The 16673-nt window shown below is 68.4% G+C and carries 15 protein-coding genes; 6 read left to right on the forward strand and 9 right to left on the reverse strand.

Annotation, left to right across the window (positions count from 1 at the left end; genetic code table 11):
* Window positions 1-91: 91 nt before the first annotated feature.
* Window positions 92-1033 (forward strand): aminoglycoside 6-adenylyltransferase, encoded by a 942-nt coding sequence (locus AC1XX3_RS09455; protein ID WP_483320835.1) that lies wholly within the window; start codon window positions 92-94, stop codon window positions 1031-1033.
* Between the two features lie 24 nt (window positions 1034-1057).
* Here AC1XX3_RS09455 and AC1XX3_RS09460 read toward each other — a convergent pair whose 3' ends face one another.
* The 3 genes from AC1XX3_RS09460 to AC1XX3_RS09470 form a co-directional block, all read right to left on the reverse strand.
* Entirely contained in the window at window positions 1058-1624 is a 567-nt protein-coding gene (locus tag AC1XX3_RS09460; protein WP_483320836.1) for a GNAT family N-acetyltransferase, read from the reverse strand.
* Window positions 1625-1719: 95 nt separating this feature from the next.
* On the reverse strand, window positions 1720-2619 hold the full coding sequence (locus tag AC1XX3_RS09465) for a phosphotransferase (RefSeq protein WP_483320837.1): 900 nt from the start codon (window positions 2617-2619) through the stop codon (window positions 1720-1722).
* Window positions 2620-3753: a GTPase family protein gene (locus tag AC1XX3_RS09470; protein WP_483320838.1), complete on the reverse strand. Its 1134-nt coding sequence runs from the start codon at window positions 3751-3753 to the stop codon at window positions 2620-2622. It abuts the gene before it with no gap.
* A gap of 198 nt (window positions 3754-3951) precedes the next feature.
* Here AC1XX3_RS09470 and AC1XX3_RS09475 point away from each other — a divergent pair, with 198 nt between their 5' ends.
* From AC1XX3_RS09475 to AC1XX3_RS09490, 4 genes are all read left to right on the forward strand, one after another.
* On the forward strand, window positions 3952-4953 hold the full coding sequence (locus tag AC1XX3_RS09475) for an SMP-30/gluconolactonase/LRE family protein (RefSeq protein WP_483320839.1): 1002 nt from the start codon (window positions 3952-3954) through the stop codon (window positions 4951-4953).
* Between the two features lie 166 nt (window positions 4954-5119).
* Window positions 5120-5608 carry a hypothetical protein gene (locus tag AC1XX3_RS09480; RefSeq protein WP_483320840.1) on the forward strand — a complete coding sequence of 163 codons (489 nt, stop codon included), beginning with the start codon at window positions 5120-5122 and terminating at the stop codon, window positions 5606-5608.
* Between the two features lie 194 nt (window positions 5609-5802).
* Complete coding sequence (gene typA / locus AC1XX3_RS09485; protein WP_483320841.1) at window positions 5803-7665, forward strand: translational GTPase TypA; 1863 nt, start codon at window positions 5803-5805, stop codon at window positions 7663-7665.
* Window positions 7666-7880: 215 nt separating this feature from the next.
* On the forward strand, window positions 7881-8867 hold the full coding sequence (locus AC1XX3_RS09490) for a L,D-transpeptidase family protein (RefSeq protein ID WP_483320842.1): 987 nt from the start codon (window positions 7881-7883) through the stop codon (window positions 8865-8867).
* A gap of 84 nt (window positions 8868-8951) precedes the next feature.
* On the opposite strand, the gene AC1XX3_RS09495 is transcribed toward AC1XX3_RS09490, so the two are convergent.
* Window positions 8952-9755, reverse strand: a complete 804-nt coding sequence (locus AC1XX3_RS09495) for a hypothetical protein (protein ID WP_483320843.1) — start codon at window positions 9753-9755, stop codon at window positions 8952-8954.
* Window positions 9756-9765: 10 nt separating this feature from the next.
* The gene (locus AC1XX3_RS09500; RefSeq protein WP_483320844.1) at window positions 9766-10317 is read right to left on the reverse strand and encodes a helix-turn-helix domain-containing protein; all 552 of its coding nucleotides are present in this window, start codon (window positions 10315-10317) and stop codon (window positions 9766-9768) included.
* A gap of 157 nt (window positions 10318-10474) precedes the next feature.
* Between AC1XX3_RS09500 and AC1XX3_RS09505 the strand changes: the two genes are divergently transcribed.
* The gene (locus tag AC1XX3_RS09505) at window positions 10475-11908 is read left to right on the forward strand and encodes an APC family permease (protein ID WP_483320845.1); all 1434 of its coding nucleotides are present in this window, start codon (window positions 10475-10477) and stop codon (window positions 11906-11908) included.
* A gap of 80 nt (window positions 11909-11988) precedes the next feature.
* On the opposite strand, the gene AC1XX3_RS09510 is transcribed toward AC1XX3_RS09505, so the two are convergent.
* From AC1XX3_RS09510 to AC1XX3_RS09525, 4 genes are all read right to left on the reverse strand, one after another.
* Window positions 11989-12576, reverse strand: a complete 588-nt coding sequence (locus tag AC1XX3_RS09510) for a GNAT family N-acetyltransferase (RefSeq protein WP_483320846.1) — start codon at window positions 12574-12576, stop codon at window positions 11989-11991.
* Window positions 12577-12631: 55 nt separating this feature from the next.
* The gene (locus AC1XX3_RS09515; protein ID WP_483320847.1) at window positions 12632-13339 is read right to left on the reverse strand and encodes a DUF6882 domain-containing protein; all 708 of its coding nucleotides are present in this window, start codon (window positions 13337-13339) and stop codon (window positions 12632-12634) included.
* A 103-nt stretch (window positions 13340-13442) separates the two neighbouring features.
* Complete coding sequence (locus AC1XX3_RS09520) at window positions 13443-15932, reverse strand: glycoside hydrolase family 65 protein (RefSeq protein WP_483320848.1); 2490 nt, start codon at window positions 15930-15932, stop codon at window positions 13443-13445.
* Window positions 15932-16645, reverse strand: a complete 714-nt coding sequence (locus AC1XX3_RS09525; protein ID WP_483320849.1) for an HAD family hydrolase — start codon at window positions 16643-16645, stop codon at window positions 15932-15934. The genes AC1XX3_RS09520 and AC1XX3_RS09525 overlap by 1 nt, the downstream gene beginning before the upstream one ends.
* Window positions 16646-16673: the final 28 nt, after the last annotated feature.

A 16673-nucleotide genomic window follows, 5' to 3' on the forward strand; every position in this document is an offset into this window, starting at 1 on the left:
TTGTAAAGAGCCGATGACACACCCGTACGAGGCTCGCCTCGGTGCTCTCCATCGAGAAGCCGCTCCCCCGACGATCTGCCAGGATGACGCCATGGACAACGGCGACCGCGGCACGGCGACTAGCTCCGATTCACCGCGGTCAGCGGAGCCGGACCGCACCATTGCCGCGGTGGTGCGCTGGGCGGAGTCCCGTGACGACGTGGCCGCCGTGCTGGTCACCAGCACCCGGGCCATCCCCAACGGCCACCTCGATGCCTACTCCGACTACGACGTCGTCGTGGTGGTCGACGACGTCGCAACCTTGGCTCTGCACCAGGAATGGCTTGCCACCTTCGGCGACGTGCTGGTCGCCTATTGGGACGCACTTCCAGAGGTTCCCAGCAACGGCGTGATCAGCACCGGCAACGTGACCCAGTACGCGAACGGATTGAAGATCGACTTCAGTCTGTGGTCGATCCCTTACCTCCAACAGCTCATCGCCGCCCCGGTCCCCGACGACGAGCTGGACGCCGGCTATCGGGTGCTGCTGGACAAGCGAGATCTGACCGCCGGCCTGCCCGCACCGACGTACTCGGCGTACATCCCACGGCCACCGGACGAGCAGACGTACGTCCGGCTGATCACCGACTTCTTCGTCGGTCCGCCGTACGTCGCCAAGAGCCTGCTCCGCGGTGAGCTGCTACCGGCGAAATGGGTGCTCGACTTCGACATGCGGTTCAACTATTTCGTTCCGCTGCTGGAATGGCGGGTGGAATGCGACCACGACTGGTCATGGAAACCCGGCAGCCTGGGCAAAGGCTTGCGAGCCAAGCTGTCGCGCGACGTGTGGGCGGACTTCGAGGCCACCTTCTCCGGCGCAGCTGCGGACAGCAACTGGCAGGCGTTGTTCGACATGATGGCGCTGTTCGGTCAGGTTGCCCGCGAGGTCGCCGCCGCACTCGGCTTCACCTACCCCCAGAACCTTGAGGACCGCGTGGTCGAGCACGTACGTCAGATGCGAGCCGGCGTGTTCGCCGCCGGGCCGGTCGACTGAACGACAGTCGACGCGGCATCATGATCAACTGGCGCCGACCACCCGGTTCACGATCCAGGCATGCCTGCCCACCTGACGAACGCGGCTGAACCCGTACTGCTCGAACAGCTCCGCCGTGGCACTGAACAAGAACCTGCCCTGCGCCTCCCGCCCGGCGGTCACCTCCGAGATGGCCTCCACCAGACCACCCCCGGCGCCGGCGATCTGGTCAAGTGCTCCCTCCAGCGCTGCCCGCGCCACTCCCTGCCCCCGGTGTCTGCGGTCGACGTAGATGCAGGTGATCCGCCAGTCGGGCAGCGGCGGCGGATCCTTGACGTACTCCCGTCGATGCTTGATGTTGGGCAGCTCGTCTGGGCTGCCGTACTGGCACCAGCCCTGCGCGGCCCCGTCTGCGTCGAAGACCAGCGCGGCATGGGCGCGATCGGTGAACACCCGGTCCTGCTTCACCGCACGGTGGTCGATCCCGCGCTCACCGCACTCGGGGTGGAAGCCGATGCACCAACAGCCGCCGAAGATGCCGTTGTTGCGCTCAACCAGGTCGGCGAAGGCGTCCCAGGTGGTGCCATCCAAGGTTGTGCTCGTGTACGGCATCGTTCGCTCCTCCGCCAGTTCGCGGCTCAGGGATAGCCACCGTTCTTGATCGTAAGGCGCCCGATCCTCCGGCGGGCGCACTCCGACCGGGAACGTCACCGACGGAGCACCGCAAGGTCGGCAACGAGGCGACCCCGATAGACGTCGAACCAGTCGCCGCCCGCCCGGTGCTCGTACTGCAGAGCAGTGACGTTCCACAGCACGCGATAGCCGGCCAGCCGTCGGTGATCGGCGGCGTCCAGCTCGACCTGGTAGCCCTCGGACAGGACGGTCATCAACGTCGGGTCAGCCATCGAGAACCGAGCCAGGTCGAACATCGGGTCGCCCACCGAGACCCCGCCCCAGTCGATCAGCCCGGCGAACTCGCCGGTATGGGCCAAGATGTGGTCTGGCTTGAGGTCACCGTGCAGCAACACACCGGGCTGGTCGTAGGCCAGGTCGTCCGCGGCATCGATCAGCGTGACAACGACGTCGTCGGCCAGCTCGGCGCTGATCACCCGGGCGCGCACCAGCTCCGGCAGAGCCTCGACAGTTCGGCGCGGCCCGTCGGACCAGCATGGCCACGGTCCGGCCGGTTCGGCGGTCGGCCACCGGGCCTCCGGCAGCGGCCCGTACCCAGGCAGCCGGATCTGGTGCACCAGCCGCAGCTGACGACCTGCCTCGAGCAGCGCCGACCGGTCCGATCCTGCCCGGACGGCAGACCCCGGCAATCGACGCAGCAGCAGATACGCCGAGACCTCATCGTCGGGTCGACCCACCGCGACGATCTCCGGCACCCGTATCCCCGCTCGCGCTACTCGCTCCAGCGCCCAGGCCTCAGCCGCCAACTCGTCGGCCGGTCCCGACTTCAGCACCAGCGCACCGGCCGTCGTGTCGAGCGAGAAGTTGGCGTTGGCCACGGATCCCGCCACCGGGCGCGCGGCGGTCACCACCAGCCCGTTCCGTCGGCGAAGCAGCTCGGGTACTGCCTCGGAGCTCAACCGCACAGGGGTCATTCAGACGTTGGTCTTGTTTCGGCCGCGGATGGTCAGCCTCTTCTTGAACTCGGCTGTGAACATCTCGCGGAGGTCGTCGTTGTCGATCACCCGGCCCATGCTGTCGAGCTTGCCGCCGCGGACGACGCGCTGGCAGACCACGAGCCAGGCCTGGCCCATCGCGAAGGTGAAGCTGGACGCCACACCGGCACCGATCACCCCGCCGGCGATCGTGCCCGCCCCGGGCACCATCTTGAGCAACCCTGCGAAGGTGGCCCGGCCGGCCTGGGTAGCGGCCGTGGTCGAGGCGATCGCCAGCAGGGCGGCGCGGTCGAACTTGATCTTGTAGATCTGGGCGATCCGCGCCATCATCGCCAGCTGGATCGGCACCAGCATGGCCGCATCCGAGAACGGGATCGGGCTGGCGGCGGCCGCCGCCGCGCTGGACGCCGCCACTGCTATCTGTTTCTGCGCATCCTGGGCCTTGCGGGAATGATCGATCTCCTGCGCCGCGGTGAGGGCTTCGTGAACTCCGTCGGGCGCAACGCGAAAGGTGGCATCGAGGACCTCTCGCAGACCGTGGGCCGGCTGACCCGTGAACGGGTCGGGCTTGGCGTAGGTGAGGAACGGCCGGCCGCCGGCGATCGGCAAGCCACGCGCGGCGATCTGCTCGGCCAGCTGCACCGCGTCCGGGTGATACCGCCCGTCGCGCATCGGCACCTGGGTCAGCACGATCAGCACCGGCAGCCCCATCTCCGACAGCCGCCGGACGAACTCGGCCTCGGTGTCCTCGAACCGCCGGTCCATGCCGCGTACGCAGTACCAGGCGACGTGCAGCTGGTCGGACAACGGCAGCTTGCGCATGTCTTTGAGCACCGAGGCGAGGTCGGACATGATCTGCTTGTCGTCCTTGCCCACCTCGACCCCTTGGGTGTCGACGATGCCGAGATGGCCGACCTTGTCGAGGTAGAGATGGCTGCCGCGGGTGACCGGCTCGCCGATCCCCGTCCGTGCCACGTCCTCACCGAAGATGGCGTTGATCAGCGTGGACTTGCCCACCCCGGTCTTGCCGAAGATGGCCAGGTTGAACCGGCCGATCGCCGCCGACTGCTTGTCGAACTCCTGCCGGAAGGAGTCCTGGAACCAATCCGCCACTGTGCGCCTTCCACGATCGCCCGGGCGACCTGATCTCGTCGATGCCCCACCTGCCATCCACTGTACGGGGACGGCCCGGGGCCAGATCGACACCGCACCGTCGGCGCCGACAGCACCCGCGACGACGTACGTCCGGCGCGCCCGTGGTGGGGCGATGCAATCTCTGGCGGAATGCAGCTCCAGCGCGCAGAATGGCACATGGCCACCTCCTCACCGCAGCTGTCCCGCCGTACCCTGCTTGGCTCCGCCGCAGCGCTCGCCACCGTGTCCGCCGGTGCCGGTACGGCCGAAGCGGCCGGCCGCCGTCGTCCGCCGTTGCCCGAGACGGTGGCCCTGCCCGTCGGGCTGCGGCCCGAGGGCATCACCTCCGGCCCGGGCGACACCTTCTACGTCGGTTCGCTCGCGGACGGCCGCATCGTCGTCGGCAGCTTCTCCCGCTCGGGCACCCGGGTGCTGCTGCCGGGAGCAGCCGGTCGGCAGATCCGTGGTCTGCAGTACGACCGCCGCAGCGGCTTGGTGTGGGCGGTCGGCAACCTCGGCACCGAGGCACACGTGTGGGCGGTCGACTCACGCCGCGGCACGGTGGCCTTCGACGCCGTGGTGGCGGGAGGCGTGTTCCTCAACGATCTGGTGGTCGCCCGCGACACCGTGTGGGTGACCGACTCCCGGGTCGACCGGCTGACCCGGATCAGGCTGACGCGGTCTGGCCGTCCGGCGACCGCGGCGCCCGGCTTCCTCGCCCTGCGCGGCGCCTGGCCCACCGGCGACGGCGTGGCCAACAACGCCAACGGCATCCGGCAGCTGCCCGATAGCTCCCTGGTGGTCAATAACAGCCGGGTCGGCGGCCTGTGGCGGGTCGACCCGCGCAGCGGCGCGACCCAGCAGATCCCGGTCATCGGCGGACCGGGCATCACCGGCGGCGACGGTCTGGAGCTTGCCGGGACGACCCTGTTCAACGTCCGCGGCAGCGGCCAGCGCGAGGTGTCAGTCCTGCGGCTGGCCCGCGGCCACCACGGCCGCCGTCGCCCGGCCGGCACCTGGTCGGCCCGCTGGGTCACGGCGCTGACCGACGACACTCTCGACATCCCCTCGACCGCGACGCTGTCGCGCGGGTCGCTGTGGGTGGTCAACGCCCGCTTCGGGGTGGCGGACCCGGGGTCGGCGACGTACTGGATCAGCCGGTTGCCGCTGCGCCGCTGACCTGTTTGGTCCTCCTCCCGCCCGGACGATCGGAAGAATCTGCGCCGCTCGGGTATCAGCAGCCGCCGCCTCGTCTCTTTCCCGGAACGCGGCGGCCATGCCCTGGTCGCCGGATCCGAGGAGACGCTGTGCCTGCCGCCCCGCCCACCCGTCCCAGCGGCACCGCATGATGGCACCGGACGAGCAGCGGTCCGCGGCCGCTGACCGTGCACTGCCGCGGCTGGTCGCGGCGGCGTTCGACGGTATCGGTGTGGTGCCGGCGGGGCTGGTGAGGCGGCTGCAGGAAGCCATCACCGCACCGAAACTCTTAGCGGACCTGACACTGATCCAGACCCCGGACCGCGCAACCCCGCGGGTGACCAGCGGGCAGCCTTGGGCGCTCAGCTTCGCCGGACACGAGCTGGCCCTGCTCGTCACGCTGACCGCGACGAAGCCGTCGCGTCTCGGCCTGGACGGGTGGGTCTGGCCCGGACCTGGTTGGCACGTGCTGTCGATCCCCACGACCCCGGGTGTGGGGAGCACGGCGGAGGTCAGCGGTCCGGACGGCCGCTTCCGCTTCCCCGACCTGCCGGCGGAACCGTTCCGGCTGATCCTGACCGCGGCCGACCCACACCGCGGGGTGGCCACGCCGGTCATCGACCCCGAATCCCGCTAGGCCGCCTGACTGTCCGTGGGGCCGTCCACCCCCGTACGGGCATCTCCTGCTGCCTCCGCAGGAGCCAGTCCCGCGCGATCCTAGCGCGGCTGCGTTTCGCCGATTCCCGGCGGGCCGGTAGACTTGGTCTGCTGTCTTAACGGCCAGTTCCCTGCCGAGGACGGCAGCCCCCAAAAACGTACGGAGTTCCACCCATGCCCACACGCTCTGATCTGCGCAACGTCGCGATCGTCGCCCACGTCGACCACGGCAAGACCACCTTGGTGGACGCCATGCTGTGGCAGTCCGGCGCCTTCCGCGCCAACCAGGACGTGAACAACCGGGTGATGGACTCGATGGACCTGGAGCGCGAGAAGGGCATCACCATCCTCGCCAAGAACACCGCGGTGCTGCACCATGCGCCCGGCGGCGAGAACGTCATCATCAACATCATCGACACCCCCGGTCACGCGGACTTCGGCGGCGAGGTCGAGCGCGGCCTGGAGATGGTCGACGGTGTGCTGCTGCTGGTCGACGCCTCCGAGGGCCCGCTGCCCCAGACCCGGTTCGTGCTGCGCAAGGCACTGGCCAAGAACCTGCCGATCGTGGTCGTGGTGAACAAGGTCGACCGTCCCGACGCCCGGATCAAGGAGGTCGTCGAGGAGACCTACGAGCTCTTCATGGACCTCGTCGACGACAACGACGTCGACGTCCTCAACTTCCCCGTCGTCTACGCCTCGGCCAAGGCCGGCCGCGCGTCGCTGACCGCGCCGGAGAACGGCGAGATGCCGGACGCCGAGGATCTCGGTCCGCTGTTCGCCACCATCCTCAACGACATCCCCGCCCCGGAGTACGAGGAAGGTGCGGTGCTGCAGGCCCACGTCACCAACCTCGACGCCTCCCCGTACCTCGGCCGGCTGGCGCTGTGCCGCGTGATGGCCGGCGAGATGCGTCGCAACCAGGTGGTGGCCTGGTGCAAGCAGGACGGCACCATCACCAACATCAAGCTCTCCGAGATGCTCATCACCGAGGCGCTGGACCGGGTCCCGGCCGAGATCGCCCGCCCGGGTGACATCGTCGCCATCGCCGGCATCCCCGACATCACCATCGGTGAGACCCTGTCGGACCCGGAGAACCCGAAGCCGCTGCCGCTGATCACGGTGGACGAGCCGTCGATCTCCATGACCATCGGTATCAACACCTCGCCGCTGGCCGGCAAGTCCGGCAAGAACCTGACCGCACGCCTGGTCAAGAACCGGCTGGACGCCGAGCTGGTCGGCAACGTCTCCATCCGGGTGATACCGACCGAGCGTCCCGACACCTGGGAGGTCCAGGGCCGCGGCGAGCTGCAGCTGGCCATCCTGGTCGAGATGATGCGCCGCGAGGGCTTCGAGCTCACCGTGGGCAAGCCGCAGGTCGTCACCCGCGAGATCGACGGCAAGATCCACGAGCCGGTCGAGCGGCTCACCATCGATGCACCCGAGGATTTCGTCGGCGTGGTGACCCAGCTGATGGGTCTGCGGCGCGGCCGGCTCGAGCAGATGGTCAACCACGGCACCGGATGGGTCCGGATGGAATACCTGGTCCCGGCCCGTGGCCTGATCGGCTTCCGTACGGAGTTCCTGACCGAGACCCGCGGCACCGGCATGATGCACCACGTCTTCGAGTCTTACGAGCCCTGGCACGGCGAGCTGCGGACCCGCTCGAACGGCTCCCTGGTCGCCGACCGCAGTGGTGTGGTGACGGCGTACGCGTCGTTCAACCTGCAGGAGCGCGGCACGCTCTTCGTGGGTCCGACCACCGAGGTCTACGAGGGGATGATCGTCGGCGAGAACGCCAGGTCCGACGACATGGACGTCAACATCACCAAGGAGAAGAAGCTCACCAACGTGCGCTCCTCCACCGGTGACGAGCTGGAGCGGTTGATCCCGCCGCGGCTGATGAGCATGGAGCAGGCGCTGGAGTTCTGCCGCGGTGACGAGTGCATCGAGGTCACTCCCGCCGCCGTCCGGATCCGCAAGGTTGTGCTGTCCGGCAACGAGCGGTCCCGGACCCGGTCGCGCGCCAAGAACGCCTGACCTTCGGTTCCCGTAACCCAAACGTGACCTTGGCGCGGCGGGATCCGAGTCGCGGCCTGTCGGCTGCATAGGACAAGATGTCTGGTGCCCCTCGATTCGATCCGAGGGGTATCTGGGCAGCGACTTCGCCCTCTTGTGCAACCATCGGCCCTTCCCCGCCGTAGACAAAGCACGACACCACGCTGGTTCGCAGCACAACGACGGGAAATAAGCAGATGAGTAGGTTCGCTCGGGTTCTGGTCGGCCTTGTCATGGCCGTCGCCCTGATCGGCGCTGCCGGCGCCACCACCGAGATGGCTACCCCGGCCGCTGCGGCGACGTATGTCTCCTCGACGTACACCTCGCCGAAGAAGGGTGAGACGAACAAGGGCGTCACCGCCTTGCAGCAGCGCCTGGTCAAGGCCAAGGCGCTGCAGTCGAAGTACGTCACCGGCTATTTCGGCCCGGTGACCGAGGCCTCGGTGAAGAAGTTCCAGCGCAAGTACGACCTCAAGGCCACCGGCAAGGTCGACGCCAAGACCTGGAAGAAGCTCGTCGCCAAGACCGGCAAGATCAAGGTGTCGTCGTCCAACAGCAAGTCCACCAGCGCCAAGTATCCGAAGAAGGGCCAGCGCACCGACGCCGTCTATGAGTTGCAGCAGCGGCTCGTCAAGGCCAAGTCGCTGAGCAAGAAGTCGCTCACCGGCTACTTCGGCTCGGCGACCGAGAAGGGCGTCAAGCGGTTCCAGAAGAAGTACGACCTCAAGGCCACCGGCAAGGTCGACGCTAAGACCTGGAAGAAGCTGGTCGCCAAGACCGGCAAGATCAAGGCTCCCCGGATCAAGGGGATCGACAGCCGCTGCATGGTCAGCGGCCGGGCGCTGTGCGTGGACAAGACCCGCGACAAGCTCTATTACATGGAGAACCGCAAGGTCGTCCGGACGCTGGATGCCCGGTTCGGCTGTGCCGCCACCCGGACCCGCGAGGGCAAGTTCTCGGTGCTGTGGAAGAGCCGGAACCACGTGTCGTCGATCTATCACACCCCGATGCCGCTGGCCATGTTCTTCAGCGGTGGCCAGGCGGTGCACTATTCGCCCGACTTCGCCGCCCGGGGCTACAACGGCTGCAGCCACGGCTGTGTGAACATCCGCGACAAGTCCACCCTGCGCTGGATCTTCAACAAGGTCCGCACCGGCGACCGGGTCGTCGTCTACCGCAGCTGAGCGACCCAGGCCCGACCAACGCAACGGCCCCGCCACCGAGATCACTCTCGGCGGCGGGGCCGCTGGCGTTCTGACCCGCGTGGCTCAGGCCATGCTGCCGCCGGTCTTGGCGGCGGCAGTCTTGGCGCCTCGGGGCTTGGCGGCTGCAGTCTTGGTGCCTGCAGTCTTGGTGGCCGCAGTCTTGGTGGCCGCAGTTTTGGTACCTGCGGCCTTGGTGGCAGCGGTCTTGGTGCTTGAGGCCCGGGTGGCAGAGCTCTTGGCAGCCGCCGTCCGAGTGCGGGTCTTGCGGGCCGCAGCGGCTGCGCTCTTGCGGGTGGCCGAGGCCTTGGCGGCGGAGCGCGGCGTAAGCGTCTCGGTGGCGCTGCGCCCCGTGGTCGCCCGACGGACGGTGGTCACCGTCTCCTGCAGCTGCTCCAGCGCTGGGTCGACCACCTCGACGAGGTCGGCCTTGAGGTCATCCGCGCGCTGCTCGGCCAAGCCGGACAGCTTGCGCGCCGACTGCATCGCGCCGTCGACGGCACGCTTGCCGCGACCGGCCAGCTCGGCGTACGCGTTGCCGGCGTCAGCCAGGTAGGCCTCGGCCTGCTTCTGCACCTCGTCCAGCCGGGCCCGGGTCTGCTCCGGGAACGCCTTGACCTGCACCGGGAGCGTCTTGAGCTGCTCGGGCAGGGTGGTCAGGAAGCGGCCGAGCTGGTCGGCCTGCTCGGCCGGAATGGCGCGCAGGTCGGTCGCGCGCTGCGCGGCCCGCTCCTGGGTGGCGGTGACGGTGCTGCGCACGGTGCTGACGGCGACGTCGGTGAGGCCGGCGACGACGTACAGCGGGGTGAGGTCGGTCGACAGGGCTGACTTGCGTGCCTGCGCCGGGTTCTGCTTGCGGGTGGTGGCCATGATGGCTCCTCTACGGCGTGGATTCGGACGTGGATGTGGGGGTGGGGTTACGCCGGGCTCGCGGTCTGCGTGGCGGCGGGGCGTCCGCCGCTTCCGCGGCAGGGCTGGATCGTTCAGGGCTGGATGGTTCGGGGCTGAATGGTTCGGGGCTGAATGGTTCGGGGCTGGACGGTTCGGGGGTGGCCGAGCCGGGCTGGTCGCCGTTCTCCTTGACGAAGGAGAGATAGACGTCGATCAGCACTCGCTTCTGGCGTTCGGTCAGGGCGGGGTCGCCCAGCACGGCCAGCTCGACAGTCGTGGTGGGGTGGGTGTCGGGATCGAGGATCCCGGCGCGGACGTACAAGGTCTCGGCGGAGACCCGGAGCGCCTTGGATAGCTGCTGCAACACCTCGGCCGAGGGACGGCGCAGACCCCGTTCGATCTGGCTCAGATAGGGATTCGAGATCCCGGTCTGCTCGGCGAGCTGACGCAGCGACAGCTCAGCGGACCGCCGCTGGGCGGCGATGAACTCCCCGACGGTCCCGAGCTGATCGCTGAGGTGGGGGGTGATCCGCTTCGTCATGAATCCATAGTGCTTGCAATTGCAAGCAGATGCAAACTTTCTGCAAGCGCGAGCGGCGTCAGGTAGCGAGATGCGACCGGTGACAAGACTCTTGTGGGGGTCCGCCGACTAGGCCAGAGTTGACCAGACCAAGCGGAGACGACCCGAGGGGAAGCCCATGACGCAGACCGGAGCCAGCAGCGCGGCCGTGGAGCAGACCGGCGAGCCCGAGCTCAAGCGGGTGATGGGGCCGAAGCTGCTACTGCTGTTCATCGTCGGCGACATCCTGGGCACCGGCATCTACGCCGTCACCGGCGACGTCGCCGCCGAGGTCGGCGGGGTGGTCTGGCTGCCCTTTCTGGTCGCCTTCGTGGTGGCCACCCTGACCGCGTTCTCCTACCTCGAGCTGGTCACGAAGTATCCACAGGCCGCCGGCGCAGCGCTCTACGCCCACAAGGCCTTCGGACTGCACTTCGTCACGTTTCTGATCGCCTTCACGGTGATGTGCTCGGGCATCACCTCCGCCGCCACGGCGTCGCGGGCCTTCGCTGCCAACTTCGAGGCCATGGTCAACGTGGTGCGCTCCGACTGGGCCGGCGGCGCTGAGGTGGAGGTGTCGGACGGTTTGACCACCATCATCGCCGTCTTGTTCATGGCGTTGGTCGCGCTGATCAACCTGCGCGGGGTGGCGGAGAGCGTGTATGCCAACATCGTCCTCACCTGTGTGGAGATCACCGGTCTGCTGATCGTGATCTTCGTGGGGGTGCTGGCCATGACCGAGGGGCGCGCCGACTTCTCCCGCGTGGTCATTTTCGACACCCCGGAGGACAAGAGCGTGTTCTTGGCCGTCACTGCGGGAACCTCGCTGGCGTTCTTCGCCATGGTCGGCTTCGAGGACTCGGTCAACATGGCCGAGGAGGTGAAGGAGCCCGAGACCGTGTTCCCCAAGATCATGCTGACCGGCCTCACCATCACCGGCATCATCTACATCCTGGTGTCGATCTCGGCCATCGCGCTCGTTCCGGCTGGTGAGCTCGGTGAGGGTGCGCCGCTGCTGAAGGTGGTCTCGGTCGGCGCCCCCAACCTGCCGTTCGACCAGATCTTCCCGCTGATCAGCATGTTCGCCGTGGCCAACTCGGCGTTGATCAACATGCTGATGGCCAGCCGACTGCTCTACGGCATGGCCCGCCAGGGGGTGCTGCCGCCGGCGTTCGGCCGAGTGCTGGAAGGACGGCGTACGCCGTGGTTGGCCATCTTGTTCACCACCGCACTGGCGGTTGCGCTGATCACCGTCGTCGGCAAGATCAGCCAGCTGGGCGGGACGACCGCATTGCTCCTGCTGGCCGTCTTCACGGTGACCAACATCTCCTGCCTGGTGTTGCGGCGCGACCCGAAGGAGCACAAGCACTTCGTCGCTCCGACGGTGATTCCGGTCCTCGGCGCGCTCTGCTGCGCGTATCTGGTCGGTCCCTGGACCGGGCGCAACTCCGACCAGTACGCGATCGCCGGCGTGCTGCTCGGCATCGGGATCGTGCTCTGGGCGGTGACCTGGGCGATCAACCGGGCGATGTACAGCCGCAAGACCTACGTCCACGACCCCTCAGACCTCTAGTCGCCGGGCGGCACAGCGAGCTCTGCTTCGGCCTTCGCCCCCCGACTCCACCAGTTGGCCTCGGGCGCGGTCGGTGAGGATCAACCGGTCATGGTGAGCTGATAGCGCACCTCGTCCAGACCGACGTCGCCCTGCCGTTCCACCCTGCTGTGCCCGTCCGGCTGCCAGCCTTGCCTCTGATAGAACCGGCGGGCTCGTTCGTTGCTGGTCAGCACCCACAGGGTGGCCCGCGAGAAACCCAGCGCTCGCAGCTCGCTCGTCGCCGAGTCGAGAAGGGCGGCCCCCACGCCCTGCCCCCAGGCGTCGGGGTGGGCGTAGAGGGCCCAGAGCTCCCCCGTCCCCGGCGTCGCGTCGTCATCACGGCTCCGCCCCACGGTGGCGAAGCCGTGGACGAGGTCGTCGTTCTGACCGGTCGCGACGAAGGTCCTGCCTTGAGCGCCGACGTCGAGGTGGCTCGTCCACGCCGCCGTCCGCTCGGTCACCGACAGGTTCGCCAGCAGCGTGTCGGGAAGCAGACCGGCGTACGCGGCGCGCCACGAGGCGACTTGCGCGAGCGCTACGCCGTCGGCGTCGCCGGGCGTACCCCTGCGGATGCGCACACCCGGGGGCAGCGTCGTCTGGTCGCCGGAGCCCGGACCCCCGTCCGGGTGCTGCCGCCGGATCTCCATGACGCCATCATGCCGCGGTGTCCAGCCACCGTCGAGATGCGGCTCTCCGGCGAACTCAGCGCCCGCCGAGCTCCGACGACAGCTGGGTGACTCTGCCCAGGTCGTCCATCGTGACTCGGAGCCAGCCGTCCGGGCCGGTCAGCCGCAGGGCACCGTCGGGGAGCGTCTCGAGGTTCAGACCACGCAGCCGAGCGTACGAGCCGATCGCCCGGCGCCAGTCGGTGACCTCCCCGGAAGTCAACGCCGTGGTGATGGTGGTTGACGCCTGCAGCACCCCGGCCGGTGGCATCGGGAACCGGTCCGACTCGAGCAGCAGGGCCGCGATCGTGCCGCCGCCGGCCTCGAAGGTGTAATGCGGCAGCTGGCCACAGATCAGGCTCGCGGCGCAGGCGTAGCGGGCCGCCTGCCACCGGGGCTCGGTATGCAGGGGGATCTCCGCCGTGGTGAGCTCGCTCAGTGCGAACTGCTCCCCGAACTCGCGGACCCGGTTCGCGGCGCGGACCACGCTGTCAGGAAAACCGTTGACGTTGTGCCATCCCCACAGCCAGGACCCGGGGCCCGGGGCGGCCGAGCCGAGGAACTGCGCCCGTACCTCGAGCGTCTCGCTGCCGATGAACGAGAAGACGCCGGTCTGCAGGTCGAGGTCCCACCGCTCGCCGTACGGGGTGCCCTCCCCCACCAGCTCCAACACCACCCGCTGCTGTTCCAGTGTGAACAGATAGGCGTCGTTGACGACGTCGTCCAGGGAAGAGATGGCAACCATGCCGAACAGCCTAGCGGCGGGAGCGGGTCAGACCCGAGTGCGCTATTCGCGCCCATCGGCGTGACAGCGGTGGGCTCGAAGCGCGCACTCGACGCTTACGGAGTCAGAGCCCGGGTACGGTGGCGGTGATCAGGCTGCCGTCGGCCCGACGCCCCCCTCGTTGCGCCGACAGCGAGATGTCGGCGCTGATCCGCGGCCCTTGTCCGGTCAGCGGTACGGTGACCGGCGCGTCGGCGGTGACCAGAACCGCCTTGCCGCGCACCTCCACCTCGGCCGCGGTGCCGTCTTCCACCGTCAGGTCCATGGCGTCGGCGCGAAGGTCCACCCGGATCCGGGTCCCACGCAGCAGCACCCGGAAGGACAGGAAGTCCCAAGACTCCGGCAGCCGCGGATCGAAGGTGATGCGGCCGTCGTAGTCGCGCATCCCCCCGAACCCGTACGCGAGCATGTTCCACACCCCACCGGCCGAGGCGACATGCACGCCGTCGGAGGTGTTGCCGTGCAGGTTGGCGAGGTCGACGAAGAGGGCACTGTGGAAATAACGCAGCGCGATCTCGTGATAGCCGACCTCGGCCGCGATGATCGACTGCACCACCCCGGACAGCGTCGAGTCGCCGGTGGTGATGGCGTCGTAGTACTGGAAGTCGGCGCGCTTCTGCTCCTCGCTGAAGTGCTGTCCCTGCAGGAAAAGCGCCAGCACGACGTCAGCCTGCTTCAGCACCTGGAAGCGATAGATCACCAGCGGGTGGTAGTAGAGCATCAGTGGACGCTTCTCCGCCGGGGTGCGCTCCAGGTCCCAGACTTCGCGATCGAGGAACAACGAGTCCTGCGGGTGGATGCCGATCGCCTCGTCGAACGGGATGGCCATCGCGTCAGCGGCGGCGGCCCACTCGCCGACCTCCTCCTCGGTCAACCGCAGCCGGGTCACCATCCGCTCGTACGCGTCGGGGGCCTCTTCGCGCAGCTCGCGCACGACGCGGGCCGCCATCCGTAGGTTGAACCGGGCCATCACGTTGGTGAACAGGTTGTCGTTCACCACGGTGGTGTACTCGTCCGGCCCGGTGACACCGTGGATGTGAAAGATCCGGTGGCCGTCAATGCGCCAGAAGCCGAGGTCAACCCACATCCGAGCCGTCTCGACCAGGATGTCGACGCCCTCGCGGCGCAGGAACTCCTCGTCGCCGGTGGCGGCGACGTACTTGCAGAGCGCATAGCTGATGTCGGCGTCGATGTGGTACTGCGCGGTGCCGGCGGCGTAGTAGGCCGAGGCTTCCTCGCCGTTGATGGTGCGCCACGGGAACAGTGCCCCCCGCTGGGTCAGGTCCCGGGCCCGGCGGCGGGCGGCGTCGAGCATGTTGTAGCGGAACCGCAGCGCGCTACGGGCCATCCCGGGCGAGGTGTAGGTGAGGAAGGGCAGGACGTAGATCTCGGTGTCCCAGAAGTAGTGCCCGCCGTAGCCGGAGCCGGTGACGCCCTTGGCCGGGACACCTGACTGCTCGGCCCGGGCGGCCGCCTGGGCGACCTGGAACAGGTTCCATCGAATGGCCTGCTGGATGGCCGGGTCGGCGCCGACCTGCACGTCGGATCGCGCCCAGTACGCGTCCAGCCAGGCCCGCTGGTCAGCGAACTGCGCGTCGACGCCCTGCTCGCGTACTCGGTCCAGGGTGCGGTGGCAGCGGTCAGCCAGCTCACGCACCGGCACCCCGCGGGAGGTGTGGTACGCCACCACCTTGGTGATCTTGACCGGCACGCCGGGGTGCGCCTCGACCTCGAAGACCATCTTGCCGGTGTCCTCTTCGGCGTGGATGCTCGTGCTGTAAGCGTTCTCGGTCTCGATCAGGTGGTCGGCGGCCACCGCCAGGGTCATCTTCGAGTTGGCGCAGCGATAGCCGAGCATGATCCGGCCGTCGCTGACACTGTGCGACTTCGGCTCGAGAACGCGCTCGTCGAAGGAGTCTGCTTTCCGTGGGTCGGCGCCCTCCCCCATCGCCGCCGCGCGGACGTGATATTCGTCCTTGCCGTCCTGACGGTTCAGCACCTGTGACGACACCACCACCGGAGCGGTGTGGTCGAGCATGGTGATCTCGATCGACATGACGGCCAGGTGGCGCTGCGGGAACGACACCATCCGCTGTGACAACACCTTGACCCGCTTGCCGCCGGGGGTGCGCCAGATGATCTCTCGGCGCAGCAGACCGTCGCGGAAGTCCAGCGATCGCTCGTATGACTCCAGGTCGGCGACCGACAGCAGCATCGGCTCGTCGTCGACGTAGAGCTTCATCACCTTGTTGTCGGGGACGTTGACGATGGTCTGGCCCACCCGGGCGAAGCCGAACGCCTCCTCCGCGTGCCGGATCGGCCAGGTCTCGTGGAAGCCGTTGATGTAGGTCCCGTGGCTGTGGGTCTCCCGCCCCTCCTCCACGTTGCCGCGCATCCCGAGATAGCCGTTGCCGACGGCGAACAACGTCTCGGTCACCCCGAGGTCGTCGGTGCGATAGATCTGCTCGGTGAACCGCCACGGGTCCACCGGGAACCGCTCGCGGTCGAGGGGGTCGCTGACGTTGATCGGCTGGTCGCCGCTGGAGCCGCGCATCAGCCGACCAGCTCGTCCAGCTCGTGCACGACCAGCTGCGCCCCGGCAGCCCGCAGCCGGTCAGCGCCGGTGCCGCGGTCCACGCCGACGACGAGTCCGAAGCCGCCGTCGCGGCCTGCCTGCACACCCGACAACGCGTCCTCCAGCACGACCGAGCGCGACGGCGTCGCGCCGAGCTGCTCGGCGGCGTAGGTGAAGGTCTCCGGCGACGGTTTGCCGGCCAGCCCGTGGCGCGCCGCCACCTGGCCGTCGACCACCACCTCGAAGCGGTCGGCGAGACCAGCGGCGGCCAGCACGGCCGGGGCGTTGCGGGACGAGGAGACCACGGCGATCTTGGTGCCGCGGGCGGCGAGATAGTCGAGCAACGTCAACGAGCCGGCGAAGGCCTGCACACCCTCGTCGCGCAGCACAGCGGCGAACGCGTCGTTCTTACGGTTGCCGAGTCCGCACACCGTCTCCGCCGAGGGGTCGTCAGACGGATCGCCGTAGGGCAGCTCGATGCCGCGGGAGGCGAGCAGGTCGCGGACGCCGTCGTAGCGGGGCTTGCCGTCGATGTGGTCGAAGTAGTCAGCCTCGGTGTAGGGAGCCTGCCCTTCTCGGGTGGCGAGGAACGCCGAGAACATCTGTTCCCAGGCGCGCATGTGCACGTCGGCGGTCGGAGTGAGCACCCCGTCCAGATCGAACAGCGCTGCGTCGTAGTCGTTCCAGTTCACCGTCCAAGGTTACGGCGTCCGGCGCCGC

Source organism: Microlunatus sp. M237, assembly GCF_056896895.1.

Bases quoted from the DNA above. Each gene is read 5' to 3' on its own strand.
- AC1XX3_RS09455 (WP_483320835.1), top strand. From the start codon at position 92: ATGGACAACGGCGACCGCGGCACGGCGACTAGCTCCGATTCACCGCGG.
- AC1XX3_RS09460 (WP_483320836.1), bottom strand. From the start codon at position 1,624: ATGCCGTACACGAGCACAACCTTGGATGGCACCACCTGGGACGCCTTC.
- AC1XX3_RS09465 (WP_483320837.1), bottom strand. From the start codon at position 2,619: ATGACCCCTGTGCGGTTGAGCTCCGAGGCAGTACCCGAGCTGCTTCGC.
- AC1XX3_RS09475 (WP_483320839.1), top strand. From the start codon at position 3,952: ATGGCCACCTCCTCACCGCAGCTGTCCCGCCGTACCCTGCTTGGCTCC.
- AC1XX3_RS09480 (WP_483320840.1), top strand. From the start codon at position 5,120: ATGATGGCACCGGACGAGCAGCGGTCCGCGGCCGCTGACCGTGCACTG.
- typA (WP_483320841.1), top strand. From the start codon at position 5,803: ATGCCCACACGCTCTGATCTGCGCAACGTCGCGATCGTCGCCCACGTC.
- AC1XX3_RS09490 (WP_483320842.1), top strand. From the start codon at position 7,881: ATGAGTAGGTTCGCTCGGGTTCTGGTCGGCCTTGTCATGGCCGTCGCC.
- AC1XX3_RS09495 (WP_483320843.1), bottom strand. From the start codon at position 9,755: ATGGCCACCACCCGCAAGCAGAACCCGGCGCAGGCACGCAAGTCAGCC.
- AC1XX3_RS09500 (WP_483320844.1), bottom strand. From the start codon at position 10,317: ATGACGAAGCGGATCACCCCCCACCTCAGCGATCAGCTCGGGACCGTC.
- AC1XX3_RS09505 (WP_483320845.1), top strand. From the start codon at position 10,475: ATGACGCAGACCGGAGCCAGCAGCGCGGCCGTGGAGCAGACCGGCGAG.
- AC1XX3_RS09510 (WP_483320846.1), bottom strand. From the start codon at position 12,576: ATGGAGATCCGGCGGCAGCACCCGGACGGGGGTCCGGGCTCCGGCGAC.
- AC1XX3_RS09515 (WP_483320847.1), bottom strand. From the start codon at position 13,339: ATGGTTGCCATCTCTTCCCTGGACGACGTCGTCAACGACGCCTATCTG.
- AC1XX3_RS09520 (WP_483320848.1), bottom strand. From the start codon at position 15,932: ATGCGCGGCTCCAGCGGCGACCAGCCGATCAACGTCAGCGACCCCCTC.